The organism is Blautia sp. MCC283 (genome assembly GCF_018785565.1).
Lineage (GTDB): Bacteria > Bacillota > Clostridia > Lachnospirales > Lachnospiraceae > Blautia_A.
On sequence record NZ_WQQB01000045.1, the window covers coordinates 127,888 to 153,441 of the forward strand.

Annotated in this window: 22 protein-coding genes; 4 read left to right on the forward strand and 18 right to left on the reverse strand. The window is 45.9% G+C overall.

From position 1 onward, the window contains the following. Window positions 1-123: 123 nt before the first annotated feature. Window positions 124-1,503 carry a COG1470 family protein gene (locus GPK81_RS13225; protein ID WP_215707190.1) on the reverse strand — a complete coding sequence of 460 codons (1,380 nt, stop codon included), beginning with the start codon at window positions 1,501-1,503 and terminating at the stop codon, window positions 124-126. A gap of 573 nt (window positions 1,504-2,076) precedes the next feature. Here GPK81_RS13225 and arcC point away from each other — a divergent pair. Next, window positions 2,077-3,009 carry a carbamate kinase gene (arcC, locus tag GPK81_RS13230; protein WP_021977904.1) on the forward strand — a complete coding sequence of 311 codons (933 nt, stop codon included), beginning with the start codon at window positions 2,077-2,079 and terminating at the stop codon, window positions 3,007-3,009. A gap of 278 nt (window positions 3,010-3,287) precedes the next feature. Here the strand turns inward: arcC and nrdD are convergent, their stop codons facing one another. Next, window positions 3,288-5,423: an anaerobic ribonucleoside-triphosphate reductase gene (nrdD, locus tag GPK81_RS13235; protein ID WP_215707191.1), complete on the reverse strand. Its 2,136-nt coding sequence runs from the start codon at window positions 5,421-5,423 to the stop codon at window positions 3,288-3,290. 175 nt (window positions 5,424-5,598) lie between these two features. Next, a complete protein-coding gene (locus tag GPK81_RS13240; RefSeq protein WP_174088366.1) occupies window positions 5,599-6,156 on the reverse strand; it encodes a hypothetical protein in 558 nt (185 codons plus the stop codon). A gap of 262 nt (window positions 6,157-6,418) precedes the next feature. Here GPK81_RS13240 and asnA point away from each other — a divergent pair, with 262 nt between their 5' ends. Together asnA and GPK81_RS13250 are read left to right on the forward strand one after the other, a co-directional pair. Continuing rightward, window positions 6,419-7,429 carry an aspartate--ammonia ligase gene (asnA, locus tag GPK81_RS13245; RefSeq protein ID WP_021977907.1) on the forward strand — a complete coding sequence of 337 codons (1,011 nt, stop codon included), beginning with the start codon at window positions 6,419-6,421 and terminating at the stop codon, window positions 7,427-7,429. Window positions 7,430-7,477: 48 nt separating this feature from the next. Further along, window positions 7,478-7,903, forward strand: a complete 426-nt coding sequence (locus tag GPK81_RS13250; RefSeq protein ID WP_021977908.1) for a CBS domain-containing protein — start codon at window positions 7,478-7,480, stop codon at window positions 7,901-7,903. Between the two features lie 176 nt (window positions 7,904-8,079). Here GPK81_RS13250 and nagA read toward each other — a convergent pair whose 3' ends face one another. From nagA to GPK81_RS13270, 4 genes are all read right to left on the reverse strand, one after another. Continuing rightward, window positions 8,080-9,183: an N-acetylglucosamine-6-phosphate deacetylase gene (nagA, locus tag GPK81_RS13255; RefSeq protein WP_118070593.1), complete on the reverse strand. Its 1,104-nt coding sequence runs from the start codon at window positions 9,181-9,183 to the stop codon at window positions 8,080-8,082. 200 nt (window positions 9,184-9,383) lie between these two features. Further along, window positions 9,384-10,127 (reverse strand): amino acid ABC transporter ATP-binding protein, encoded by a 744-nt coding sequence (locus GPK81_RS13260; RefSeq protein WP_021977910.1) that lies wholly within the window; start codon window positions 10,125-10,127, stop codon window positions 9,384-9,386. Continuing rightward, the gene (locus GPK81_RS13265; RefSeq protein WP_021977911.1) at window positions 10,114-10,803 is read right to left on the reverse strand and encodes an amino acid ABC transporter permease; all 690 of its coding nucleotides are present in this window, start codon (window positions 10,801-10,803) and stop codon (window positions 10,114-10,116) included. Before GPK81_RS13265 ends, GPK81_RS13260 begins: the two co-directional genes overlap by 14 nt. A gap of 166 nt (window positions 10,804-10,969) precedes the next feature. Next, window positions 10,970-11,746, reverse strand: a complete 777-nt coding sequence (locus tag GPK81_RS13270; RefSeq protein WP_021977912.1) for a transporter substrate-binding domain-containing protein — start codon at window positions 11,744-11,746, stop codon at window positions 10,970-10,972. A 353-nt stretch (window positions 11,747-12,099) separates the two neighbouring features. Between GPK81_RS13270 and dapF the strand changes: the two genes are divergently transcribed. Continuing rightward, window positions 12,100-12,954 (forward strand): diaminopimelate epimerase, encoded by an 855-nt coding sequence (gene dapF / locus GPK81_RS13275; protein WP_021977913.1) that lies wholly within the window; start codon window positions 12,100-12,102, stop codon window positions 12,952-12,954. Between the two features lie 52 nt (window positions 12,955-13,006). On the opposite strand, the gene GPK81_RS13280 is transcribed toward dapF, so the two are convergent. The 11 genes from GPK81_RS13280 to GPK81_RS13330 form a co-directional block, all read right to left on the reverse strand. Further along, the gene (locus GPK81_RS13280; protein WP_215707192.1) at window positions 13,007-14,104 is read right to left on the reverse strand and encodes a hypothetical protein; all 1,098 of its coding nucleotides are present in this window, start codon (window positions 14,102-14,104) and stop codon (window positions 13,007-13,009) included. A gap of 49 nt (window positions 14,105-14,153) precedes the next feature. Then, entirely contained in the window at window positions 14,154-14,687 is a 534-nt protein-coding gene (locus tag GPK81_RS13285; protein ID WP_215707193.1) for a hypothetical protein, read from the reverse strand. Beyond that, complete coding sequence (locus GPK81_RS13290; protein ID WP_252196656.1) at window positions 14,671-15,225, reverse strand: RNA-guided endonuclease TnpB family protein; 555 nt, start codon at window positions 15,223-15,225, stop codon at window positions 14,671-14,673. The genes GPK81_RS13285 and GPK81_RS13290 overlap by 17 nt, the downstream gene beginning before the upstream one ends. Window positions 15,226-15,654: 429 nt before the next feature. Further along, window positions 15,655-15,969, reverse strand: a complete 315-nt coding sequence (locus GPK81_RS13295; RefSeq protein WP_021976910.1) for an AzlD domain-containing protein — start codon at window positions 15,967-15,969, stop codon at window positions 15,655-15,657. Continuing rightward, window positions 15,959-16,678: an AzlC family ABC transporter permease gene (locus GPK81_RS13300; RefSeq protein ID WP_021976911.1), complete on the reverse strand. Its 720-nt coding sequence runs from the start codon at window positions 16,676-16,678 to the stop codon at window positions 15,959-15,961. The genes GPK81_RS13295 and GPK81_RS13300 overlap by 11 nt, the downstream gene beginning before the upstream one ends. A gap of 209 nt (window positions 16,679-16,887) precedes the next feature. After that, complete coding sequence (locus GPK81_RS13305) at window positions 16,888-18,909, reverse strand: ABC transporter permease (protein WP_215707194.1); 2,022 nt, start codon at window positions 18,907-18,909, stop codon at window positions 16,888-16,890. Beyond that, window positions 18,902-19,669 (reverse strand): ABC transporter ATP-binding protein, encoded by a 768-nt coding sequence (locus GPK81_RS13310; protein ID WP_021976913.1) that lies wholly within the window; start codon window positions 19,667-19,669, stop codon window positions 18,902-18,904. Before GPK81_RS13310 ends, GPK81_RS13305 begins: the two co-directional genes overlap by 8 nt. Window positions 19,670-19,963: 294 nt before the next feature. Beyond that, a complete protein-coding gene (locus tag GPK81_RS13315) occupies window positions 19,964-20,980 on the reverse strand; it encodes a sensor histidine kinase (protein ID WP_215707195.1) in 1,017 nt (338 codons plus the stop codon). 7 nt (window positions 20,981-20,987) lie between these two features. Next, window positions 20,988-21,659 carry a response regulator transcription factor gene (locus tag GPK81_RS13320; protein WP_118061884.1) on the reverse strand — a complete coding sequence of 224 codons (672 nt, stop codon included), beginning with the start codon at window positions 21,657-21,659 and terminating at the stop codon, window positions 20,988-20,990. Between the two features lie 21 nt (window positions 21,660-21,680). Next, a complete protein-coding gene (locus tag GPK81_RS13325) occupies window positions 21,681-22,121 on the reverse strand; it encodes an ACT domain-containing protein (RefSeq protein WP_021976916.1) in 441 nt (146 codons plus the stop codon). 921 nt (window positions 22,122-23,042) lie between these two features. Further along, window positions 23,043-25,415: a ribonucleoside triphosphate reductase gene (locus tag GPK81_RS13330; protein WP_118061881.1), complete on the reverse strand. Its 2,373-nt coding sequence runs from the start codon at window positions 25,413-25,415 to the stop codon at window positions 23,043-23,045. Window positions 25,416-25,554: the final 139 nt, after the last annotated feature.

The following is a 25,554-nucleotide window of genomic DNA, read 5'->3' on the forward strand; positions in this document are numbered from 1 at the left end:
TTCTTATTTTGTGTACATACCATATAGAATAGCACACCTGCCCCCTGTTTTCAACGTTTCTTTACGCCAGGACACTCCCTGTAAAAAGCCCGTTTATTATTGTTTTCACCAGAACACGCAATGTCATTTTCTGCCATAGATCCGGGCATATTTTCTTCGCAGCCAGAGAACTCCCATCCCCGTCACCCCAGCACTCACTGCCAGCAGTACAAACAGCGACGGCTCCGTATTGTCGCCCGTCTGTGGATGAGAAGATGCTGCCCTTGCCATTTCTTCCTGTCCGGAAGAAGGATCTCCTCCTGTCTTTTCCTCAGGGCTTTCTTCTGGTGTTGGTGTCTCGTTTCCTTCTACTGTGATCTCGGCGGATGCCTCCATCTGTTTCTCACCGGTTTCCTGGCTTGTGACGGTTACCTTGTTAAAAAGCTTCTGATTTACCGTTTTTTCCGGGATCTTCACCTCTGCCTGAAGGGATACTGCTTCCCCTGGCGCTATTTTTTCGATCAGAGCTTTGGTTTTCGTACTGTTTAATGTAATCCCTTCCTGTTCCACAAAACGAGCCTCAATCCCCTCTGCCTGAAAACGTTCTGTCCCCACAACAGAATGAAGTGTTTTTTCCCCGGTATTGATGATGCAGATCTGATAAGTGACTGTTTCTCCTGGCATTGCAGTCTCTCTGTCCGCTGTTTTCTTTACAGAAAAATCTGCTTTCAGCGGCTGCAGCGGACTGACCATCTGCGCTTTCCGAAAAATCATCTCCTCCGGCCGTCCCTTTACTTTCGCACCTGCTTCTACTTTATGTTCCAGATCTTTTTCCTGTTCATTTAAAAGCGGTGCCAGAATATAAAAACTCCGCTTCTCGCCGGCTTTCAGCTCTGCCACCTCTGCATCTGCACCTTCTCCGTCAAGTCCCTCAGCCTCCTCCCACTGCTGTGTGATCTTCGGGCAGGAAAAGCTGCTGGTCATTTGTATATCGATCAGATCCACATCGCCGGTATTAGCAAGGTCCACACGGTAGCGGATGGTCTTCCCTGCTTTCATTTCTTCCGTCTCTGAAGTCAGAGAAAGTGTCATATCTGCTTTTTCTGTGTCTGCATCCGCAGAAGGCGAAATTTCCTCCGGTTCTTCTTCCGGCATTTCCTCAGGTTCTTCCGCGTCTTCCGTATCTTCGGACATATCTTCCTCCATATCCATATCTTCCTCTTCAACACCTTCCAAAGGCAGTGCAGCACTTTCTACATTTTCTCCTCCGGTCTCCGTTCTCTCCTGTGTGCTCTCACTCTCTTCCTCCGGCGCTTCATTCTCTTTGCATACTGTTTCCCCGGATGCCAGCTCCTCCATGTGCTCATATCCATCCTCCTTTTCCCGGTCATCTGACAATTCCTGTCCCGACTGAAGTTCAGAATCCGCAGCCATTCCCGGTTGAACACTTCCAAACAGCACAGTTCCGGCCACTGCAGCCGCAACTGTGATCTGCTTTATCTGTTTCCATATTCTGTTTTTCATTTCAATTCTCCATTTCTGCCTGTTATGGCATTATCTTTTACACATTCACTTTTAACAGAAGCTTACTTTTCCACAGACAAAGGCATCCCTCCCCGGAAAAACGGTGCATAACCGTCGGCAAAACAATATTTATCAGTAAAAATAGGATTTCTGCATCGAACTGATGCGTGAATATATTCCGCAGAACACGGACTTAAGACTCTTCCAATGTAGCACATTCCTCAATCAGGTGCAACCAGATATAAAAATTATAAAGTTTGTTTAAACTTTCTTTATAAATTTTCGATTTCTTTTAGATTACCGACATAATTTAAACATATTTCCTCTATATAATAGGTCTTGGATAGATGAAAAACCACTCTCTATCTCCCCCCTCAAAAAATAGTAGGAAATGAACCGCCTGACCGAATCAGGCGGTTTTTCCTTGTCTGAAAATTCACGGCCTGACAACTATCTGTAAACCGTATTCATCTAAAATTCTATTGCATTTCCAACATAGGTCTTTTATAATAAAATATAATACTCGTTACTATTGAACAGTAACCAATTTTAAAGAGAAATGAGGTATTTCCTATGAGCGAAAAAACTGTAGTAGTTGCATTAGGCCACCGAGCACTTGGTACCACACTTCCTGAGCAGAAAACAGCCGCCCGACTTGCAGCCAAGGCAATCGCAGACCTGGTTGAAGAGGGAACCCGCGTGGTAATCTCCCACAGCAACGGTCCGCAGGTAGGGATGATCCACACCGCAATGAATGAATTCGGCAAGGCACATCCTGATTATACATTTGCACCAATGTCCGTATGTTCTGCCATGAGCCAGGGTTATATCGGCTATGACCTTCAGAACGCCATTCGTGCGGAACTTATTTCCAGAGGAATCTATAAACCTGTCAGCACCATTCTCACACAGGTTGTCATTGATCCATATGATGAAGCATTTTCCGAACCGGAGAAGATCATCGGTCGTGTCCTGAATGCAGAAGAAGCAGAAGCCGAGGAAGAAAAAGGAAACTTCGTCACAAAAGTAGGGGAAGGACAGTACAGAAGAATCCTTGCAGCACCGAAGCCACAGAAGATCGTGGAGATCGAGACCGTGAAAGTTCTTTCCCAGGCAGAGCAGATCGTTATCGCAGCAGGCGGTGGCGGAATCCCGGTTCTTGAGCAGGGTACCCAGCTGAACGGTGCCAGTGCTATCATCGAGAAGGACCGTGCAGCAGGACTTCTTGCAGAGGAACTGAACGCAGATACTCTGATGATCCTTACAAGTGTTGAGAAGGTAAGCCTTAACCACAACACCGATCAGGAATCTTATCTGGATACCATCTCCACAGAAGATGCGAAGAAATACATTGCAGACGATCAGTTCGCTGCAGGCTCCATGCTTCCGAAGATAGAAGCAGGTGTTTCCTTCGTTGAAAAAGGCACCGGACGCCGTACCATCATCACCGATATGGCTCACGCCAAAGACGGATACTGTGAGAAAACAGGAACCATCATTAAATAATTATCTATAAACACAGAATATAAAGTGAAATATAAATATCCACTTTGCCATGACAATATCCCGCAGAGAACTGCTGATCCTGCCAGCAGCTCTGCGGGATATTTTTTATACCGGAAAACTGGCGCAAAAAAACACAGATACAGCGCATAATGCCATATCTGTGTATTTTTATAATCTATGTCTTAATCTGTATCCGTTCAGACAGGCATCAAAAATCCATACTTTACTGCCTGGCTCCGCATCAGAGAACGGTTCCTCTGCCAATCTGTCCGGCCATTTTACATGGATTTTCGCTCAGCGATCTCCGCCATCTTCGCCTCATTCAGACGGGTATCTCCATGAACACGGCTGTAGGAAAGATATCCGTTCATACGGTCGATCTTCGTCAGGTTTCTGGAACCGCAGACCGGACACACATCCATCTCCAGCTCCTCGTGACCACAATCATCACAGTATGCGAGAGAAAGGTTCACGCCCTCATAATACCCCAGATCCATGGCTCTACGGATCAATGTACGGATGGCTTCTTTATTGTAGCCGATCGGATAACGTACATACTGGATCTTACCGCCATTGCAAAGCTCCCAGAAACGACCCTCCAGATCCTGTTTCTCGATCGGGGTTACATCCTCGGTTACATGGCAGTGGAAACTGTTGCTCACATATGGTCTGTCAGAAACACCCTCAATGATTCCGTACATCTTACGGAACTGTTCTACCTGAAGGCCGCAGAGACTCTCTGCCGGTGTTCCGTAGATTGCGTAAAGATAGCCATCTTCCTTCTTGTACTGATTTACCTTGTCATTGATATATTTCAGGACTTCCAGAGCAAAGGCACCATCCTCTGCAATGGATTTGCCATTGTAAAGCTCCTGCAGCTCATTAAGTGCTGTAATACCAAAGGAAGCTGTCATCGGCTTCAGGATCTTGCCGATTTTTTCATTCGGTTTCAGATGTCCACCGTAGAAACCACCCTCACAGTAGGCAAGAGGATTGGTAGACGCACGCATCTGTCCCAGATACTCATACGTACGGATATGCAGATTACGGATCATTTCCAGATAGAAATCCAGAACTTCATAGAAATCTCTGCTCTCCGCCCTGGCCTTGGCAAGGATCATCGGAAGATGAAGGCTTACCGCACCGATGTTAAAACGGCCCACAAAAACAGGCGTATCATTCTCATCTGCCGGTTCCATGCCGCCACGCTCATACCACGGACTTAAAAAAGCACGGCATCCCATCGGGCTGATGACTTTTTTGTATTTCTTGTACATGCTGGAAATATAGCCTGCTCCGGACATGGACAGCCAGTCCGGATACATGGTCTTGGAGGAGCACTCCACACCATCCTCAAAAATATCCTCACAGCACTTTCCAGGACCGTGGATCTCTTTGTCATAGAGGAATACGATCTTCGGAAACAGTACCGGTTTCTTATGTCCGGCTTTTCCCTGGCCTCCCTGATGAACTTCAAGGAGAGAAACCGTACACATCTTCTCAAACTGCTCAGTTCCAAGACCAAGTGTTACTGTAACAAACGGATAATCGCCTCTGGAAGAACCAACCGTATTCAGCTTATACTCAATTCCCTGCCATCCCTGGTCATAATCCCTGCGGACTTTGTCAAGGGCATACTCGATCGCACGTTCCTCGCGGCCGCTCCAGCTCTCATCGGAGTATTTCAGAAATTCGGAAATATATTTATCATAGCTCTTCTTCGCATACGGTGCCAGGATCTTATCAACTTCCGGAACGGTAAAACCACCGTACTGCTGCGCCGCTGTGCTGAGGATGATATCGCCCATAACATCAAAGGCTGTGTCCAGAGTCTTCGGCTCATTATACCAGACATTACCCATCTCAAAACCGCCGCTTAAAACAGCTGCCACATCAAACAGACAGCAGTTCATAGTATCCAGACGTGCAGACTGATCATGAATATAAATATAACCGTCCTTACATGCCTGAAGCTCATTACGGTTCATAAAGAACTTCCGGTAAAGCTCCTTGTTCAGCTCATTAAAGATCAGGCTTCTCTTGGTTGCAACAAGCGCACTGTCTGTATTGGCATTGCTCTTATCACCGATGTAGCGGATGGCCTGGCTCTTGGTGTAAACGTCATCCATCATGTGGATGAAATCCAGCTTGTAATTCCGGTAATCGCGGTAGCTCTTGGCAACTGCAGGATTCACCCGCTCCAGTGCACCCTCCACGATGTTGTGCATCTCCTGGATCTCGATCTCATTTTTCCCAAGGGAATCCGCATGCTCCTGAGCAAAACGGCAGATAAAATCCTTCTCCTCATCGGAAAAAGTATAAAGGATACGCTCTGCTGATTTATTTACGGCAGCCACGATTTTCTGAGGATTAAACTCCTCTCTTGTTCCGTCTTTCTTAATCACATATAACATGACTCATCTCTCCCGAATACTATATATAGTATTGTTATTCTCTATATCTTGGTTTTTTTCTATATATTGTGCTAGGCATGAGTATACCACAGCTGGGAGGAAAAGAAAAGGGGTATTTCTGTATACAAGAAAATACAGACTCTTAGCACCGCATGATCTCACTGCGGAAATATTCTTACAAATTCATTCTGATCCATTCTACGATAAAATCCCATAACTGGGGAAACAAAGCAACCAGTGCCACTATAAGCCATATGATCCAGCTTATACTGTTTCTTTTCCGTCCTTCGTTCTGCTGCTTTTTCCCCTGGTTTGGAACTTCTGTACGGTTCCTGTCTGCCGTTGTTTTATTCATGGTGTTACCTGCCGGTACGGTCTTCCTTACAGTTGCAGCTGCATTTCCTGTATTTCGATTTCCGTTTGGATTCCGGTTCGCACCTGCATTCCGGCCTGTATTCATATTCCGGCCCGTATTCATATTCTGGCCTGCATTCGTATTCCGGCCCATATTTGTACTCCGGTTCACTCTGCCGCCGCGCTGTGCTGTTTTGTCCACAGTTTGTCCATACTGTCGCATCATATCCCGCACTTTTGCGGAAGCATGCCTGTAATGTACATCCCGGGGTTCATTAAGATGGTAGAGTATTTCATCATTTCTGTAAGGCATCCCGCACAGCGAACACCTGCCATTTACAACCCTGCCGCCACAAACCTGACACTTCTCACCTGCCATAAACTCCCTCCATTCTGTCCGTTAAAACGGACATTCACATTTCTTTTTATCAATCGGACATTCGCATTCTTTCCTGCTGTATGTCCCTGAATGCGATCGCTTCACAATTTACATTCAGTATATCATATCACGCTCTCAATACCCAGTATTTTTCCCTGGTCCGGGACCGGACTTCACATCACCTTATATTGCCACCCTGGCCATTTTCTGCTATAATACCCCACAGAGCAATAAGCCCAAAAATCATCAGGAGGAGCCGATAATGAACACAATCACAATCCCCGCAACCTATCATGCAGACCTCAACCTCCATGACACACAGATTGCGATCAAAACAGTAAAAGATTTCTTCCAGCAGACACTCTCCCAGAAGCTTAATCTTCTCCGAGTATCCGCTCCAACATTTGTAGCACCGGAATCCGGCCTTAATGACAACCTTAACGGTGTAGAACGCCCGGTAAGCTTTGATATCAAGGCTATCGAAGGCAGCAACGCCGAGATCGTACACTCCCTTGCGAAATGGAAACGCTACGCTCTGAAAAAATATGGTTTTTCTCACGGTGAAGGCCTCTACACAGATATGGTAGCGATCCGCCGCGATGAAGATCTGGACAATATCCACTCTGTTTACGTAGACCAGTGGGACTGGGAAAAGATCATCTCCAAGGAAGAGCGCACTATGGAAACTCTCAAGGAGACCGTACGCACCATCTACAGTGTCCTTCGTAAAACTGAGAAATACATGGCTGTACAGTACGACTACATCGAAGAAATCCTTCCGAAAGACATCTTCTTCATCACAACGCAGGAGCTTCTTGACATGTATCCGGACTGCACACCAAAGGAACGTGAATACAAGATCGTCCGTGAAAAAGGTGCCGTATTCCTTATGAAAGTCGGAAAAACCCTCACAAACGGAGAGCGCCACGACGGACGTGCCCCGGACTACGATGACTGGGAACTGAACGGTGATATCCTTGTATACTATCCGGTACTTGACATTGCACTTGAGCTTTCCTCCATGGGAATCCGTGTTGACGAGGTTGCGCTTGACCGCCAGCTTACAGAAGCAGGCTGCGATGACAGAAGAGAGCTTCCTTTCCAGAAAGCCATCCTGAACAAAGAGCTTCCGTACACCATCGGTGGTGGTATCGGACAGTCCAGAATCTGTATGTTCTTCCTGCGTAAAGCGCACATCGGAGAAGTACATGTATCTCTCTGGCCAAAAGAAATCACAGATGCTGCAGAGGCACACGGACTTCAGCTTCTCTAAAACATCTTGCAGATTTATTTATAATTTTTGCGGAAATGAGGTAATAACGTGAACATTCTGTTTTTTCTGATTCCCAAAAGCGAAGTCGCCTACATCTTCGAAGATGAGACCCTTCGCCAGACCCTTGAAAAAATGGAGCACCGCAAGTACTCCTGCATTCCCATCCTCACCATGGATGGCAAATATCTCGGCACCATCTCAGAAGGCGACCTTCTCTGGGGCATGCGTCGGGCCGACATTCACGATATCAAGGAAACAGAAGGCGTTCCCATCATGGCAATTCCACGCCGTGCCACCTATAAACCGGTCCATGCAGATTCCAATATGGAAGATCTCCTGGATCGCGCCATCAATCAGAACTTCGTGCCGGTTGTGGATGACCAGGGCGCCTTTATCGGAATCATAACCAGAAAATCCATCATCAAATACTGTTACAACGAAATGAAAGCCGCACAGGGCGCTGCTGAAGAATAAACTCAGCCACCAGCGCCAAACAACCAAAACAAGGCTCCGGTTCCCGGCATAAAGCGAACATTCTCATTCCGCTTTCCGGGAACCGGAGCCATATTTTATTCAGACAGACATTTTCACTTCAGGCAACAGTTTTGCAGTTTCTGTGCCATTCTTTATCTGATTCACTCAGACCTTCATCAGATCACTCTCACGATATTCAGCTTCTCATCTGCAAGTACCATATCCGCACGTTTTCCAGGCACAAGAGAACCCACCTCTCCATAGATGCCAATGCTCTTTGCAGGATTTCTGGTAGCTGCAAAAATCGCTGTATGTTCCGGCACGCCCATTGCGATCACGCACTGCATACATTCATAGAGGTTGGTTGCGGAACCGGCAATGGTGCCATCCTCAAGAACTGCTTTACGGTTGTTCATGATAACCTTCTGGCCGCCCAGCTCATAAACACCGTTTTCCATTCCTGCTGCCATCATGGAATCGCTGATCAGTACGATCCGTTCTTCCCCGAACATCCGAAATGTATTTCTTACTACAGCCGGATGAATATGAATCCCGTCTCCGATCATTTCTGCCATACACAGCGGATCATCTGCCGCTGCCGCGATCACACCAGGCGCACGGTGTCCAAGCGGATTCATGGCATTGTACAGATGAGTTACATGATGGGCACCCTTTTCCATGGCTTTTGCCGCACAGTCGTAATCCGCGCCTGTATGGCCGATGGAAATCACCACATCATCTTTAAGTGCTTCAATAAACGCCTCTGCACCTTCCATATTCGGAGCCACAGTCACAACCTTTATCATTCCGCCGGAAGCTTCCTGACATTCCCGGAAAAATCTGATGTCCGGTTTGCGGATATATTCCTCTACATGTGCCCCCTTTTTCGCAGGATCCAAAAACGGTCCCTCCATGTTCAGGCCCACGATCCTGGCACAGCTGTCATCCTGCTCCACTTCTGTCGCGGAAGCAAAAATCCGGATCAGCTGTTCCATCGGAAGTGTCATTGATGTAGGACAATAGGAAGTAATTCCATGTGCTTTCTCATACTTGAGGATTTTTTTAAGGCCGGTGGCATCTGCATCTGAAAAATCATGTCCCACAGCACCATGGCTGTGAATATCCACAAGTCCCGGCAAAACCTTCAGGCCCGAAGCGTCAATTTCTTCTTTATCAGATACTTCCTCCTCACTGGAAACAATTCTGCCATTTTCCACATAAAGATCCATCTTCCGGTAACTGCCGTCTTCCTGAAAAACATTTCCATTTCGAATAATCATAGTTTTTTCCCTCTCCATTGTTTTTTATAAAAGTCCTTTTCACTGATCAGACTCCATATTTCCCCTTTTATCACTTTTCTTTCTGATTGTTCATTATAGCACATTTTTATCTTAAAATCTGTCATACAGAAAAAAACTGATATTTTCCTCCGGCAATTTTGTACCAGATATGGAAAATATCAGTTTTCAGTAATTGAAATTTATAAGGTTTTTGAAAGGAACTCACGAAGTCTCTTGTTCTTTGGATTGGCAAAAAATTCCTTCGGGGAATTCTCCTCCTGGATCTTTCCCTCATCAATGAAAAGAACTCTGGTTGCAACCTCGCGGGCAAATCCCATCTCATGAGTTACCACAACCATGGTCATACCGGATTTTGCAAGCTCCTTCATCAGTTCCAGAACCTCTCCGACCATCTCCGGATCAAGTGCGGATGTAGGCTCATCAAACAGCATCACATCCGGGTTCATGGCAAGGGATCTTGCAATGGCGATACGCTGCTTCTGTCCACCGGAAAGCATGTCCGGATAAGAATCTGCCTTGTCCGGAAGTCCGACACGCTTGAGAAGCTCCAGAGCTTTTTTCTCTGCTTCTTCTTTGCTCATCAGCTTCAAAGTTACCGGTGCCAGCATGATATTCTCTTTTACGGTTTTATGCGGAAAGAGATTAAACTGCTGGAATACCATTCCGATCTTCTGTCGGTGACGGTTGATATCTACCTTCGGATCTGTGATATCAGTTCCCTCAAAAAGGATTTTTCCCCCGGTTGGCTCCTCAAGAAGATTCAGCGAACGGAGAAATGTGGATTTACCACAGCCGGACGGTCCGATGATGGCTACTACTTCACCGCGACGGATCTGTGTGGTGATCCCGTTAAGGACCTGATTGCTGCCGTAGGCCTTCTGAAGTCCCTGCACGTCAAGAAGTACCTCATTACTTACGCTCATTGTTTCTCAGCCTCCTCTCAAGTCTTCCTACAAGGTATGTAAGGAAACAAACGATCACAAGATAAATTGCCGCTACTGCAAGCAGCGGGAACAGGGCACTGTAGGTCTGGCTTCGGATGATATCTCCGCCACGGGTCAGATCTGTAAGACCGATATAACCACTGATGGAGGTCTCCTTCAGAAGTACGATCATCTCATTTCCAAGTGCCGGAAGGATATTCTTTACGGCCTGTGGAAGAATGATCTTGGTCATAGTCTGTGTATAGTTAAGTCCAAGGCTTCGTCCTGCCTCAAACTGTCCCTGATCAATGGACATGATACCGGAACGGACGATCTCTGCCACATATGCTGCGGAGTTCATTCCAAACGCAATGATGGCAACGATCACTTTACCCGGATCTACGGTAGCAAAAATAACATAGTAAACGATCAGCAGCTGTACCATGGTTGGTGTTCCACGGATCACAGTCAGGTAAACTCTGCAGATCACATTAAGGATCTTAAGTTTCCCCGTCTTATCATGTGTGGAACGGACAATGGCAATCAGAAATCCCAGAAAAACGCCAAGCAGCACCGCAAAGAATGTAATAATGATGGTGTTTTTCAGACCAGATACAATAAACTGCCACCGGCTGTCGTCCAGAAAATTAAACTGAAACTGTTCAATAAGACTCAAAATTTCCACCCTTTCCAAAACTACAGGTTCCGAAATCCGGAAAAGTCCCCCGGATATCCGGAACCTGCGTGTAATTTTTGTAATTTTTCGTCAAGCGGATATTCGCGATCCGCATTCGCTACTTGCTCATAACTCAGTAAACTGCCAAGCAATTTATTGAGTTAATTTATTTCTGTACGATGATAACCTGCTCTGCGGTTGTATATGGATCTGTGAAATCAATGCTCTTCTTACGATCCTCTGTTACAGTCATTCCTGCTGCGCCAAAGTCAGCTTTTCCGGATTTTACTGCATTTACGATGGCATCAAATTCCATATCCTCAACCTTCAGATCGTATCCAAGCTTATCACAGATTGCCTGTGCGATATCAACGTCGATACCTACGATATTATCTCCGTCATAATATTCATATGGCTGGAATGTTGCGTTCGTTGCCATGGTCAGAGTTCCCTTGGAATGATCTGCATCCTTCGGAGTCTCATATGGAGTCTTGCCTGCATCATCACCGATGTAGTTGTCTCTGATGGAATCCAGTGTTCCGTCATCCTTAAGCTCTTTCAGTGCGTCGTTGAATTCTTTGGTAAGATCTGTGTTGTCCTTGGAAATACAGATCGCATACTCCTCTTTATCAAATACGTTATCGATAAGCTTAAGGTCATCATTCTTATCAACGAACTTCTTGGCCGGCTCGCTGTCGATAACCACGCAGTCGATCTTGCCCTGTTTCAGAGCCATTACTGCATCGTTACCTTTATTATATCTCTCTACTGTTGCATCTTTGATATCTGTAGCGATGGTGTCACCGGTAGTTCCAAGCTGAACACCGATCTTCTTTCCGGTAAGATCATCTGCGCTCTTGATCTCATCTGCTGCAAAAACAGCGGATGTCATGGATACTGTCATAGCTGCCGCAAGTGCAAGTGCCATAAATTTTCTCTTCATTTTTTCTTCCTCCTGAATTCTCTTGTACATCGCGAAAGGGGCTGCTTCTTTCTCTTAATGCAGCAGCGCATTTCGCGATGTACAGCATAATTATGCATCTCCGTGCATATTGCTTTGTTTTATGATACCATGTTTCTGACAAAATGCAAGCACATAAAATCCATAAATCCGAAATTCCCCTTCTATTTTATGGGAATTCCATGGGGAAAATTCACTTTTCGATAACAATTATCCAGTATACTATACTATCAGAGACAGCAACTGGAAAAAACTGGCGTGTTTTTTCCATGCGGGTCTTGTGCTCCAACAGAAAAACCAAGTATAATATTCAGAAACAAGAGGAGGTTATCATTATGAAATTCACGAAAATGCACGGCATTGGAAACGATTATGTATATGTAAACTGTTTTGAGGAGACTGTCAAAGATCCTGCCGCAGTGGCGAAATTTGTCAGCGACCGCCACTTTGGCATCGGTTCCGACGGTCTGATCCTGATCCGCCCGTCTGAGATCGCAGACTGTGAGATGGATATGTACAACCTGGACGGATCCCAGGGCGCCATGTGCGGAAATGGTATCCGCTGCGTTGCCAAATATGTCTACGACCACGGCATTGTGGACAAAACATCTTTAAGCATTGCCACAAGAAGCGGTATTAAATATGTAGATCTTACGATCCGCGATGGCAAGGCTTCCATGGTAAAAGTCAACATGGGCTCCCCGATCCTCACTGCAAAAGAGATCCCGGTGGTTGCCGAAACCGAGCAGGTGATCAACGCTCCCATCACCGTTGACGGAAAAGAGTATCATATGACTGCAGTTTCCATGGGCAATCCTCACGCCATCATCTACGTAGATGATGTGGACAGCCTTGACCTGGAAAAAATCGGCCCGTCCTTTGAGAATCACGTTTGCTTCCCTGACAGGGTCAACACCGAGTTTGTTCAGGTGATCGACCGCCACACCGTTAAGATGCGTGTCTGGGAGCGCGGCTCCGGAGAGACTCTCGCCTGCGGCACCGGCGCCTGTGCAGTCACAGTCGCTTCCATCCTCAACGATAAAGTTGACGGCAGCAAACCGGTAACCGTACAGCTCCTTGGCGGAGACTTAAATATCTCCTGGGAAAGAGACGAAAATCTCATCTACATGACCGGTCCGGCAACTACGGTGTTTGATGGAGAGATTGATCTTGGGTTTTTAGGTGAATAAATGGAAATGGAGGGAGCTTTTTGTAGCTCCCTCCTGACATATTATACCTCTGTTATATTTCTGTATCTCCCCCTGCAAAGCGTCTCAGTTCTCCGGACATTTTGCGGTAGATATCTTTGTAGTGTGACTTGGGGGATACCTGTTTAATATTTAATTCGCCGCTTTTCTCATTGAATATTGCACCCAGGCGGTATCGGTTCCTGTACATGAGCAAGCCATTCGCCTCTTCCAGAATCTGTTTTGCAAGCAGTGAATCTGTTCTTCTGCAGAAAATTACAAATGTAAAGTATATTGGCTGTTTTTCCTCTTCTTTTCCAATATTATCCCTCCAGAATTCCCCGAAAAAATCATTCAGCTGTTTTGTATGCTCGTCTTTCAAGGTTTCTGTTTCGATCACGGACAATATATGGACTTCTGAGGCCTCCGCTTTTTTATAAAAAACAGCATTTCCCTGATCTGAAAAATCGAATTCCCGCTCTTTTTCATAGCCATCCGCTACACAGGATTTCTTTATATTTTCTTTTACATGGTCATCTTCTTCATATGGATATATACTTGCACAGGTCCGTGGTAAAATCTTCTGCTCATTTGGCCAGACATAATAATGATCCTGGCCCACAAAACTGAATGGCTTCCAGACTTTATCCCTGCCTGCGTAATATCGGAAACTTCGGTGATAGATCATCATATAATAACTCCATGTAACTACATAGCCAATCAAAATCACCAAAAAAGAGACACAGGAAATACGTAAAAAGCTGCACATATACACAGCTACAATTTCAAAATCGCTAAACACAAACCGCTGTGACAATATAAATGCAATTTTGGACATAATTGCAAGTACCAGCGTAACCGCCTGCCAGAAAAAAATTCCTCTCTGATATGCGGCCCATTTGGATTTCTGAGATTTTTCCCGCATAAATCCCATTGCATACAAAGGATTCTCTTCCCCAAAACGGTTTGCAAATGGTTCAAATCTGAGATATCCAAACTTTCGAACAGCAATTATATACCCTACTACAGTTGCCATAAGCTGTTTTGTAGTATCATTGCCCAATTTCATAAAAAGAAATACATCATCCATAAGATATGCAATAACGAGTATTGCTATTAATGTTGGAATATTTATGTACTCAATAGAAAACATAGTAATCCCCCACGATATTTCTGATCAGGCAAACGGTAGTAATCTACATTCACTGCTTGCCATCACCCGTTTCGTTTTCAATTTCTTCTTCCTTTTCCTCCACCACCTCAACTATATCCAACAACTCCCTACGCATCCGAACATATTTAGATTTCTGTTTGGAATGGAGAAATGGCGGCATGAGCTTTACCTTCTGCTCTTCCATGCCCCAGCTTATATCTTTCACATCAAACCAGAAGACACCGTATATTTCTTTCATTCCAGGATCTTGTTCCTGCTTGCTTCGCCTGAACTTTCGAAGTTTTTTTCTTATTTGATAGATATCTTTATTCGTTATCATCGAAGTTTCTGCAAAAGCAAGGATGTTCAGATTTTTTCCTTCTGGCTTTTCATAAAAATCCCAGAACTTCCGGTCTTCTTTATCCCAGTATATCTTTTTGGATGTTGGTGCAGCATTTCTTTCAAAGTCAGATAATATGGATTGTCTTACTTTTTCTGGTTTGTATATATCTCGGTAGCTTCTTTTATAGATTCTTGCGTACCTTGCATATTTTGTATAGATTACGCTATAATAAATATCCACCGATACCCATCCTATGATAATCATAATAAAGTATACAAACATAGTATTTTCCGCTTGGTGTCTGACTTACTGTTACAGATTTCAGGCTGTATTCCTCTGGAATAATCCTGTGCTGTTTTAAGTGGACTTGTCCAATCTTAGGCAATTTCAAACATCCATTGGATATCGTTATGTTCCCATTGATGCAGACCGTAGAATAGCTGTTTTTATTCCGCTTCTTTGATTTGAACCGTGGAAAACCTGTTTTCGGCTGTTTGAAAAAGTTCTGAAATGCCGTATCAAGGTGCCTGAGCGATTGTTGTAATGCGATACTATCTACTTTCTTTAAAAATCCGTATTCTTCCGTTTTCTTCATTGCAGCCATTTCTTTTGCACAAATAGTATATGTTACATTGGTCTTATTCTCCTCATACTGCCTGATTTTTCTATCAAGCCAATGATTATATACCATTCTCACACATCCAAAAGTCTTAGCAAACAAAATCTTCTGCTCATCATTGGGATATATTCTGAATTTATATGCTCTGTTTGCCACCATGCCACTTCCTTTTCCTAGAAAAATCATCTACGATACTCGACCACAAGCACAAGATGATAGTATAGTAAGAATGCTAAATGTGTGTTATTATTTAAATTTATTGTATTTTAATTTTTATTATTTGACTAAATATACTATACTATGATTAGGATATTCTATCAAGTAGGTAACAGACGCAATTCATCTCCCACCTTAGATATTGGAGTCTTCTTGCTAGAAGAGGATAAAAAAGGGAAAACCCCCTCTGTAAGAAATACTGCCATTTCCTCAGAAAAGATTTTCCCGGTTATAGTTCATCTGTCTTAATTGTTGTGTCCCGGATACTTATCCCATATCTGTGTAATTGTTTTCCTGAAGCAGGATATTGTATCTATATTTTTTATTATACACATAATTATTTCTGAATACAATGTTTATTTGTTTTATTTTTCAGATAAATACCAGAACCCGCTCCACAATAAACACCGCCGCACACGCCAGCAGCGCTACTGTGATCAAACTTTTCTCTTTATATGCCGCAATAAGGGCTACGAAGAATCCCGCGGCGCCGGAGATGATGCTGTCTGTGGCTTTCAGGATGGCCGGGAAGGTCATGGCTGCAAGACAGGCGTATGGCACATAGTACAGAAAGGACTTGATAAACGGGCTTTTGATCTCGTTTTTTGCAAGAGCGAGGGGCAGCATACGGATGAGATAGGTGACTGCTGCCATCACCAGGATATAGAGATATACATTATGACTCATGAGATGCTTCCTCCTTCTCTTCCACCGGACAGAAATAAGCTGCCAGGCCTGCTACCAGAAGTGTTGTGATAATGATCATAAATCCGGATGATACCTGTTTTAATACCGGTGTCACCGCAAAAATGGTGCTGACTGCCATGGATGCCACAACCACTCCAAGAACCGGTCTGCTCTTTTTGGACGGCGGGATGATGATGGCCAGGAACATTCCGTAAATGGCAACACTTAAGGCACTGAGCATAAAATCCGGAAGAAGGCTTCCGGAAATACCGCCTACCAGAGTTCCCAGAGTCCATCCGGGGATTGCCACACACATGGCTCCATAATTGTAAAATACGCTGACTTTTCCCTCCTGGGCCGCACTGATCCCGAAGATCTCATCGGTGATACCAAAGGCGGCGATATACTTCAGGATGCCGGATTCCTCACGCCGGAATTTCTGGGACAGGGAAAAAGACATCAGGCAGTATCTTAAGTTGATGATCAGCTGAGTCATTGCCATCTCCCACATGGAACCTCCCGCAAAAATAATGTCCAGTCCCGCAAACTGACCGGCCGATGTCAGGTTAGTCAGTGAGATCAGGACTGCCTGCCAGATACTTAAGCCTCCGGCAACGGCCATCATGCCAAAGGTGAACGACACCGCGAAATATCCCAGTCCAATGGGCACGCCATCCTTCATACCTTTTCTGAAACTTTCTCTTTTCATCGATTTCCTCCATTGTATGTACGTTAGCCAGGCACATAAGATCATCCGCGTTTACGGCCTGATCCTGTACTGTCACGAACCCGGTTGCACACGTAAATAGCGTGCCCGGAAACCCTTTACACGTCTCCTGACACGCTCTTTTATTGTAGCATTGCCATATCAAAACTTCAATACTTCGCAGCAAACACAGCTGTGCTTTTTCCCCAATTTTATGCTTTTTCTACGATTTTATAGTAAGATCTGGCTGTCATGGAGTAAATCAGTCCATAGACCAGCGCAAAAGCCAGAACCGTTCCTGCTGTACAACCCACGTACAGTTTTGTATTGGCCATTCCAAACAGCAGCAGGAGCCGGCGGATCAGCGGAAATGCCATGGAAATATGCACCATCGCCATCACAAGCGGGATAAAAAATACCAGAAGGATCTGTCTGCGGATGGCACCTTTTACCTCTCTGCGGCTCATGCCCACTTTCTGCATAATCTGGAACCTTCCCTGATCTTCGTAGCCTTCGGAGATCTGTTTATAATAAATGATCATCGCCGTTCCCATAAGGAACAGTGCTCCCAGAAAGATTCCAATAAACAGGATACTTCCATTATCCACATAATAAGTTTCATACTCACTCTGGCGGACACCACCGATCACGATGGTATTCTCAGAAAAACCATCACTGTGGCAGTAATCTTTCAGTGCCTGATAAACAGCCTGGCCATACCGGATCTTTTCCTCACTGCTGCCACGGATATCTACACCAAGATGAACTGTGAGATCTTTTCCCGCCTCGTAGGCATCAAGTCCTTCGTACATCTTTGTCCGGAGCCCGTCAATATACTCAAAGTCCGAATCCGTTACAACAATTGCCGCCATATTGGAAACCAGATTGGTCATCGCACTTAAAGGTGCTTTTTCCAGCCATTTCTTTACTGCAAAATCCCAGTCATCAATTTTTAATGTGTCTGTTTCCCTTTCAGATGGATACCAGGCAAAGATCTCGCTGTCGTGGAGATCTGTTTTTTCCCCCGTAAGTTTCTCATACTCAGACTGGCGGATCGTATACAGATCTACGGAATTCCCATCTTCCGAGTAACTGTAGGCCTGTCCGATCATAATGCCGTTTTTTCCCTGCTTGCAGCCGATCTCGAGATACGTTTCAGTCACTGTTTTTTCTGCCGGCACCTGATAATCTTCGATTGCCTGTGCAAAAACCTTCTGAAACTGTTCACTCTGTTCCTGGCTGATACCGGAGATTTGGGCATCCGTATCAAAAGGATACCGGTTCACCATAATGTCCCCCATTCCAAAATACAGGGACACAGTCATGGAAAGGAGCAAGAGTACGCCAGTACTTAAGATACAGATACTTGCCAGGCCTGCCGCATTCTGTTTCATACGGTAGATCATGCCGGAAACACTGATAAAGTTGCTGGTTTTATAGTAGAACTTTTTGTTCTTTCGAAGCAGTTTCAGAATCACAATACTTCCTGCTGTAAAAAGAAGATACGTTCCTGCCATGACCAGGATTACCGCCAGAAGAAAAATAAAAATCGCCTGGATCGGAGATTCCGTGGTTACTGCCAGATAATATCCCACGCCAAGACAGATCACACTCAGAAATGCCATGAGCCATTTTGCCCGGGGCTCCCTCTCTCCTGTGTTTCCACCTTTCAGAAGTTCTACCGGATTATTCATTCTTACTCTGGTAAGATTCAGTGCCAGAATCACAAGAAAAATCCCTCCAAATCCTGCGATACAAAACAGGATTCCAGTAATGGAAACATAAAATCCCAACACCGCCGGAACATGAAGAAAACGGAAAAGCAAAAGCAGGGAAAGCTTGCTTCCAAGGATTCCAAACCCGATACCTGCTGCCAGAGAAAGCAGAGACGTCATGATCGTTTCCAGAAACATCACTTTTCCGATATGGCCTTTTTCCAGGCCCAGAATGTTATAAAGTCCAATCTCTTTCTGGCGCCGTTTCATAAGAAAACTGTTGCTGTAGATCAGAAAGATGACACAGAAAATTCCAACAACCACTTCACCGGTTCCCACGATCAGCCGCACTTCTGATGCCTGGGGCACTGCTTTCTCCAATGTGGGACAGTCCCGCAGAAATTCCATCATATACATCATGGCAATACAGAAAATGCAGGTAAGCATATAGGGAATATAGGTGCTCCGGTTGTTGCGGATGTTCTGTACTGCCAGTTTTCCAAACAGTCCTCTACGCATGGCTCTCACCGCCTGTCGTAAGGATCGTCAGGGTATCTGCGATCATCTGGTACATTTCCTGTCTCGTTTTTGTGCCACGGTAGATCTGGTGGAACACCTGTCCGTCCTTGATAAAAAGAACTCTGGATGCATGGCTGGCTGCCTGTGCACTGTGGGTTACCATGAGAATGGTCTGGCCTTCCTGATTCACTTCATTGAACATGGAAAGAAGATCGGACGCCGCACGGGAGTCCAGCGCTCCGGTTGGTTCGTCCGCAAGGATCAGCCTGGGATCTGTGATCAGCGCTCTTGCAACTGCCGCCCTCTGTTTCTGTCCGCCGGAAACCTCGTAGGGAAATTTTTCCAGAAGCTGGTCAATGTGAAGGGCTTTTGCAATGGGGCGGATCTTCTGTTCCATCTCCTGATAATCTTCGCCTGCCAGCACAAGGGGAAGATAGATGTTATCCCGGAGACTGAAGGTGTCCAGAAGGTTAAAATCCTGGAATACGAAGCCTAAGTTTTTCCGACGAAATGCGGAAATCTCTTTTTCTGTCAGGTGGGTGATGCTTTTTCCTTCCAGAAGTACTTCACCGGATGTTGGGCGATCCAGGGCTGCCAGAATGTTCAGAAGCGTTGTTTTTCCGGAACCGGACTCTCCCATGATCGCCACATATTCTCCCTCTTCCACTGAAAAAGTCACATTGGAAAGTGCCTGTACTTTGTTTCCGCCGAAGCGGGTGCTGTATATCTTTTTTACATTTGTTACTTCCAGTAATGCCATATGCCAATTCCTTTCTTATCTGTGTTTGCAGCGTTCCAGGGAATTCGTGCATCACATTCTATAGCAGTCCCAGGAATCAATGCATCAAAAGAAAGTTGTTCAGAGCATGACGTGCTGAACTTGATGCAGGAATTTATGGAAATACTATAAGTGACTGAATCCGATGCAGGAATTACCTGTGTCGCTATATTATGTTTTCAGTATAAGAAAATTCTCCGGCGGCTGCCATCGAAGTGGCTTACATTTTGCGGGGGAAGCTTACATTTATGTAAGATTGGCTTCTGCAAAAAAATTTCAATACATATCCAGCTCTTTTTTCCACAGGCTCAACCGGACTTCCGTGCCTTTATCCACCTGGGAATCCACAGTGATCTCATGGCCCAGCTTTTTCAGGATCTTCCGGCTTAAATACAGGCCGATCCCGGTGGCCCGGTTGTCCTCCCGGCCGTTAACTCCTGTGTAGCCTTTTTCGAAGATCCGTGGAAGGTCTTCTGCCTGGATTCCGATGCCGGTGTCTGCGATGACAAGGATTGCCGGTGCTGTATTCGATGTCCGGTTTCCACGCTCATCCTCCAGCCAGATTTCAATGCCGCCCGTTCTTGTATATTTCAGCGCATTGGAAAGAATCTGCCCGATGACAAAACCAAGCCATTTTTCATCGGTGAGAACGGTCGCATCTGTCCCCTCATAGGACAACGAGAGTTTTTTTGCCACAAAGATCCCTGCATATTTATGGATCTGTTCCCGGATGATCCGATCCAGAGAAGACCGGGCAAGCTTCAGGTCTGCGGACATGTCTTCTGTTCGAAGGTAGCCCAGCACCATCTCTACATACTGTTCAATGCGAAAAAGCTGTGCCAGGGATTCCCGGTTCCGCTCCGGTTCCTCCTGAAGCAGCAGACGCAGGGCAAAGATCGGCGTCTTAATCTGATGTGCCCACATGGTATAGTAATCCGTCATCTCTTCCAGGGAACGATGCCGGTCTGTCTCCACCTCCATCCGCATGCCGTCCAGCTTGCGGATGATCTCCCGGTAAAGAAGTTCCACCTCATCGGTGGTCTCGTCCAGACGATCCAGATTGATCTCCGGAGCTTTTTCCACCAGGCAGAGCGTCTGAGCCTTCTGCCGGTAGCGGACATACCCATATAAAAAAGCGGCAGCTCCTGCTCCAAGCCACAGAACTGCCATATAGATCACTGCCTCAGCGGGAAGCTGGTACAGGCAGACCACTGCTGCCGATGCAGCCACCGCAAAAACAAAGGCAATGAGAAAAATTTTTGTCTGTTTCAAATATGCGCGTAATAATTCCATAAAAACCTCACACCATGTAGCCCAAACCTTTTCGCGTGATAATAAAATCCACAAGGCCTGCTGCCTCCAGTTTTTTACGAAGGCGTGTAATGTTTACGGTCAGGGTGTTGTCGTCCACAAAACTGTCACTTTCCCACAGTTTCGTCATAATGGCATCTCTGGATACCGGTCTGCCTGCCTGGGAAAAAAGCAACTCCAGGATACGCAGTTCATTTCTGGTCAGTTCCAGCTCCACCCCGTTCCAGGTCAGCGTAGCCCCGGAAAGGTTGAGCACTGCTCCCTTATGTTCCAGTACATTGCCCGGATTTCCAAAGGAATAGGTCCTGCGGAGGATTGCCTGGATCTTGGCTACCAGTACATCCATGTCAAAAGGCTTGGCGATAAAATCATCTGCTCCACGGCTCATGGCCATGACCATGTTCATATTGTCGGCTGCGGAGGAGATAAAGATCACCGGCACCTGGGAAACTTTTCGGATTTCCTCACACCAGTGGAAGCCGTTATAAAAGGGAAGTTTCAGATCCAGAAGAACAAGCTGAGGATCTTTCCCCGCAAATTCCTGCAGTACATTGGAAAAATCCTCAGCCAGAAAAACTTCATATCCCCAGGAACTGAGATGTTTTTTCAGAAGATTCGCGATTGTTTCGTCATCTTCTACAATAAAAATACGATACTTCATTCCTGTTCGTCCTTTTTATGTTTACGCTTCTTCCGCTCCATCCGGATCTACCAGGCGGTTCAGAACCTTGAAGCCATTGTTACGGAGAACACTCTCTGCAACAAGAAGATCCTCACAGTGCATGATCGCTACCGGGACTTTCAGGCCTCTGTGGAAGAAGGTGTAGATGTAGTGAAGGTTTACGTTGCTGTCGCCCATGACACTTAAAAGTTTGTCCAGGCCGCCGATCTCATCCTGAAGATCCACCAGGATGGCCTGAGTGATACGGGTCATGTATCCGTTTTCAGCCATGATCTGATCTGCTTTTTCCGGATCATCGCATACCATACGGAAGTTTGCGAATTCCGGTGCGTCGAAGCAGCCGAAGCCGTAGATGTCGATCTGATTCTCTGCAAGAATCTTTGTAACTTTCTGAAGACTCCCTGGGGTGTTTTCTACGAAGACGATGTTCTGTTTTACCATAATAATATTTTCCTCTTTTCTTATTATTCTTTTGTTATTTTCTTGTTTATTTTAGCATGAAATTTGTGGGAAGTGAATCCCCTCCCGGGGTGGGGCATTTCGCATGTGGCGGGTTTCCTTTCCAGGGGAGCATTTTGCATGCGACAGATATATCGCCTTCCGGCGGGAGCATTTCGCATGCGGCAGGTATATCGCCTTCCAGCGGGAGCATTTCGCATGCGGCAGGTGTATCTCCTTCCGGCGGGAGCATTTTGCATGCGGCAGGTGCGAGGAGGGGAAGCATTCATAGTTGCGAAGGCCATACTCCCCTCCTCGCGCTCCACCCCTCCCGGCCACGCCGCTGTTCTGCGTTGTGGAATGTGTTGCTTTGCTGGCGGGGCGATGGATTTTACGGTGTTGGATATTGTAGGCTATGCCGATATAGATGAATGCACTACGCTATAACCCGCGGTTTATTTTTATCGATTTGAGCAAAAAACAGGGAACAGGCCCGCTACGCGGGCCGCTTTCCCGTCCGCCCTCATCCATCGGCTCAGCCTGACGGCTTCGACACCCTGGAGTACATCGCCCTACCAATAACGTAGCACATTCCACAACGTACGCCTCAAAATGCGTGCCCAGAAAGGGGGAGCGCGAGGGGGAAAAACGGGCTTCGCAACTCTGAGTGCTTTCCCCCTCGCAAATTTCCGCCGGGAAACAATTCCCGTATCTCCCCACGCTGTATCACAGCGATATATACACATTCATGCGTTAAAGCGCAACGCTTTTAATCGCTAAATTTCAGATATAAGTATACCATCCCGACAAGAAATGTCAACCACCTTTCCCAAAAACAAAAATAACATATAAAAAAGCCGAACGCACATCCAACAGACATGCGTCCAGCTATACATTTTTTACTTGCAGTTATTTTGAAAGAGCTCAATCCAGTTCTTCATCCACATACTTCTGTATATTAGAAGCATTCACATACTTCTTAACCTGCGCTCCGTCAGTGATCACAAGTGTAGGCGCCTGACGGATCCCGTACTGCTTAACAAGTTCGGGATTCTGCTCGGCATCGATGATCTCCAGTTCCTCACCTTCCAGCATTTTCTTTGCCATACGGCAGTTTGGACAGGTGCTGGTCGTGAAGAGATATTTGTGCGATGCCACCGGCTGGATCTCAACCTCGTCGCCTTTCATGGTCATCATGCTGGTGTGTACCTTTTTCAACTGGGAGTGGGTAATATCATAGAGGGTACGGTTCTTGTACTCCTGTGTCTTACCATCATTCCAGTTCTGTACCGGACGGTAGTAGCCGGTGATACGGCTGTAAACTTCAGCCTTCTTTCCACATTTCGGACAGGTGAAATGCTCTCCGCTGATGTAGCCATGCTCCTGACATACGGAATAGGTCGGAGAAATGGTGTAATACGGCAGGCGATAATTCTCTGCGATCTTACGTACCAGAGACGCTGCTGCCTTCCAGTCCGGAAGTTTCTCTCCCAGGAATGCGTGGAATACAGTTCCGGATGTATACAAAGTCTGCAGATCATCCTGAATATCCAGTGCGTCAAAAATATCAGCGGTATAATCAACCGGCAGATGGGAGCTGTTTGTGTAATACGGAGTATCGCCCTCTTTTCCTGCTGTCTTGATATCCGGATAACGGCTTCTGTCGTGTTTGGCAAGGCGGTATGCGGTGGATTCCGCCGGTGTTGCCTCCAGATTGAAAAGCTCTCCCGGATACTGCTCCTGATAGTCAGAAAGACGGTTTCTCATATGCTCCAGAACCTCTTTCGTAAACTTCTGGGTCTCCGGATCTGTCATGTCTTTTTTCAGCCAGCATGCATTTAAGCCCGCTTCGTTCATTCCCACAAGACCGATGGTGGAAAAATGATTCTCAAAACTTCCAAGATATCTCTTGGTATACGGATACAGTCCCTCATCCAGAAGTCTGCTGATCACATCTCTCTTGATGTGAAGAGATCTCGCGGAGATATCCATCATGTGATCCAGGCGCTGATAAAATTCCTTCGGTGTTCTGGAAAGATATGCGATACGTGGCATATTGATAGTTACAACACCTACAGAACCTGTACTCTCACCGGAACCGAAGAAACCGCCGCTCTTTTTGCGGAGCTCACGGAGATCCAGGCGGAGACGGCAGCACATGCTGCGGATGTCGCTCGGTTTCATATCACTGTTGATGTAGTTGGAAAAATACGGAGTACCGTACTTGGAAGTCATCTCAAAGAGAAGTCTGTTATTCTCGGTATCAGACCAGTCAAATTCCTTTGTGATGGAATAAGTCGGGATCGGATACTGGAATCCACGTCCGTTGGCATCTCCCTCGATCATGGTCTCGATAAATGCCTTATTGACCATATCCATCTCTTTCTTGCAGTCTTTATACTTGAAGTCCATATCCTTGCCGCCTACGATGGCAGGAAGTTCTGCAAGGTCATCCGGAACAGTCCAGTCCAGTGTAATATTGGAAAACGGTGCCTGGGTTCCCCAGCGGCTCGGTGTGTTCACCCCATATACAAAAGACTCAATGCATTTCTTCACTTCCGGATAAGAAAGGTTGTCCACCTTTACAAAAGGAGCCAGATAGGTATCAAAGGATGAAAATGCCTGTGCGCCTGCCCACTCATTCTGCATGATACCCAGGAAATTTACCATCTGGTTACAGAGCACGCTTAAATGCTTGGCCGGTGCGGAAGTGATCTTACCCTCGATTCCGCCAAGGCCCTCACGGATCAGCTGTTTCAGGGACCATCCTGCACAGTATCCGGTCAGCATGGACAGATCGTGGATATGGATATCCGCATTTCTGTGTGCCTCCGCGATCTCATTGTCATAGATCTCAGACAGCCAGTAATTGGCAGTAACAGCTCCGGAGTTGCTTAAGATCAGTCCTCCTACAGAATAGGTTACTGTTGAGTTCTCTTTTACACGCCAGTCCTCAACCTTTACATAGCTGTTTACGATTTCTTTATAGTCAAGGATGGTAGATTTCATATTGCGGATCTTCTCACGCTGCTTGCGATAAAGGATATACGCCTTGGCAACATCGGAATATCCTGCCTGGATCAGTACGTTCTCCACACTGTCCTGGATATCCTCCACAGAGATCCGGTTGTTCTCGATCTTATTCTGAAAATCCGCAGTAACACGAAGTCCCAGAAGGTCGATCATATCCGGACTGTAATTCTTGCCCTTGGCATCAAACGCCTTATCAATGGCTGCGGTGATCTTCCCCATTTTAAATTCGTCTAATTCACCGTCTCTTTTTACTACCTGAAACATAAGAAAATGCCTCCCTCATGCATGTATTTATAAAGCGGACTCTCTTATTCCGCCTCACTTACCTGCCCATGAACATACCCCGTTTCACGATCTATGTTCAAAGCGCTGTAGGCTTATTGTATCAGACACACTCCTTTGC

Excerpts from the sequence above, each read along its gene's own strand:
- GPK81_RS13315 (WP_215707195.1), bottom strand. The coding sequence starts at position 20,980 with ATGGAATTATTACGCGCATATTTGAAACAGACAAAAATTTTTCTCATT.
- asnA (WP_021977907.1), top strand. The coding sequence starts at position 6,419 with ATGAACACAATCACAATCCCCGCAACCTATCATGCAGACCTCAACCTC.
- nagA (WP_118070593.1), bottom strand. The coding sequence starts at position 9,183 with ATGATTATTCGAAATGGAAATGTTTTTCAGGAAGACGGCAGTTACCGG.
- GPK81_RS13330 (WP_118061881.1), bottom strand. The coding sequence starts at position 25,415 with ATGTTTCAGGTAGTAAAAAGAGACGGTGAATTAGACGAATTTAAAATG.
- GPK81_RS13325 (WP_021976916.1), bottom strand. The coding sequence starts at position 22,121 with ATGGTAAAACAGAACATCGTCTTCGTAGAAAACACCCCAGGGAGTCTT.
- GPK81_RS13260 (WP_021977910.1), bottom strand. The coding sequence starts at position 10,127 with ATGAGCGTAAGTAATGAGGTACTTCTTGACGTGCAGGGACTTCAGAAG.
- GPK81_RS13270 (WP_021977912.1), bottom strand. The coding sequence starts at position 11,746 with ATGAAGAGAAAATTTATGGCACTTGCACTTGCGGCAGCTATGACAGTA.
- GPK81_RS13300 (WP_021976911.1), bottom strand. The coding sequence starts at position 16,678 with ATGAAAAGAGAAAGTTTCAGAAAAGGTATGAAGGATGGCGTGCCCATT.
- GPK81_RS13240 (WP_174088366.1), bottom strand. The coding sequence starts at position 6,156 with ATGGCAGGTGAGAAGTGTCAGGTTTGTGGCGGCAGGGTTGTAAATGGC.
- GPK81_RS13305 (WP_215707194.1), bottom strand. The coding sequence starts at position 18,909 with ATGCGTAGAGGACTGTTTGGAAAACTGGCAGTACAGAACATCCGCAAC.
- arcC (WP_021977904.1), top strand. The coding sequence starts at position 2,077 with ATGAGCGAAAAAACTGTAGTAGTTGCATTAGGCCACCGAGCACTTGGT.
- GPK81_RS13225 (WP_215707190.1), bottom strand. The coding sequence starts at position 1,503 with ATGAAAAACAGAATATGGAAACAGATAAAGCAGATCACAGTTGCGGCT.
- GPK81_RS13290 (WP_252196656.1), bottom strand. The coding sequence starts at position 15,225 with ATGGTGGCAAACAGAGCATATAAATTCAGAATATATCCCAATGATGAG.
- GPK81_RS13310 (WP_021976913.1), bottom strand. The coding sequence starts at position 19,669 with ATGGCATTACTGGAAGTAACAAATGTAAAAAAGATATACAGCACCCGC.
- GPK81_RS13295 (WP_021976910.1), bottom strand. The coding sequence starts at position 15,969 with ATGAGTCATAATGTATATCTCTATATCCTGGTGATGGCAGCAGTCACC.
- dapF (WP_021977913.1), top strand. The coding sequence starts at position 12,100 with ATGAAATTCACGAAAATGCACGGCATTGGAAACGATTATGTATATGTA.
- GPK81_RS13320 (WP_118061884.1), bottom strand. The coding sequence starts at position 21,659 with ATGAAGTATCGTATTTTTATTGTAGAAGATGACGAAACAATCGCGAAT.
- nrdD (WP_215707191.1), bottom strand. The coding sequence starts at position 5,423 with ATGTTATATGTGATTAAGAAAGACGGAACAAGAGAGGAGTTTAATCCT.
- GPK81_RS13280 (WP_215707192.1), bottom strand. The coding sequence starts at position 14,104 with ATGTTTTCTATTGAGTACATAAATATTCCAACATTAATAGCAATACTC.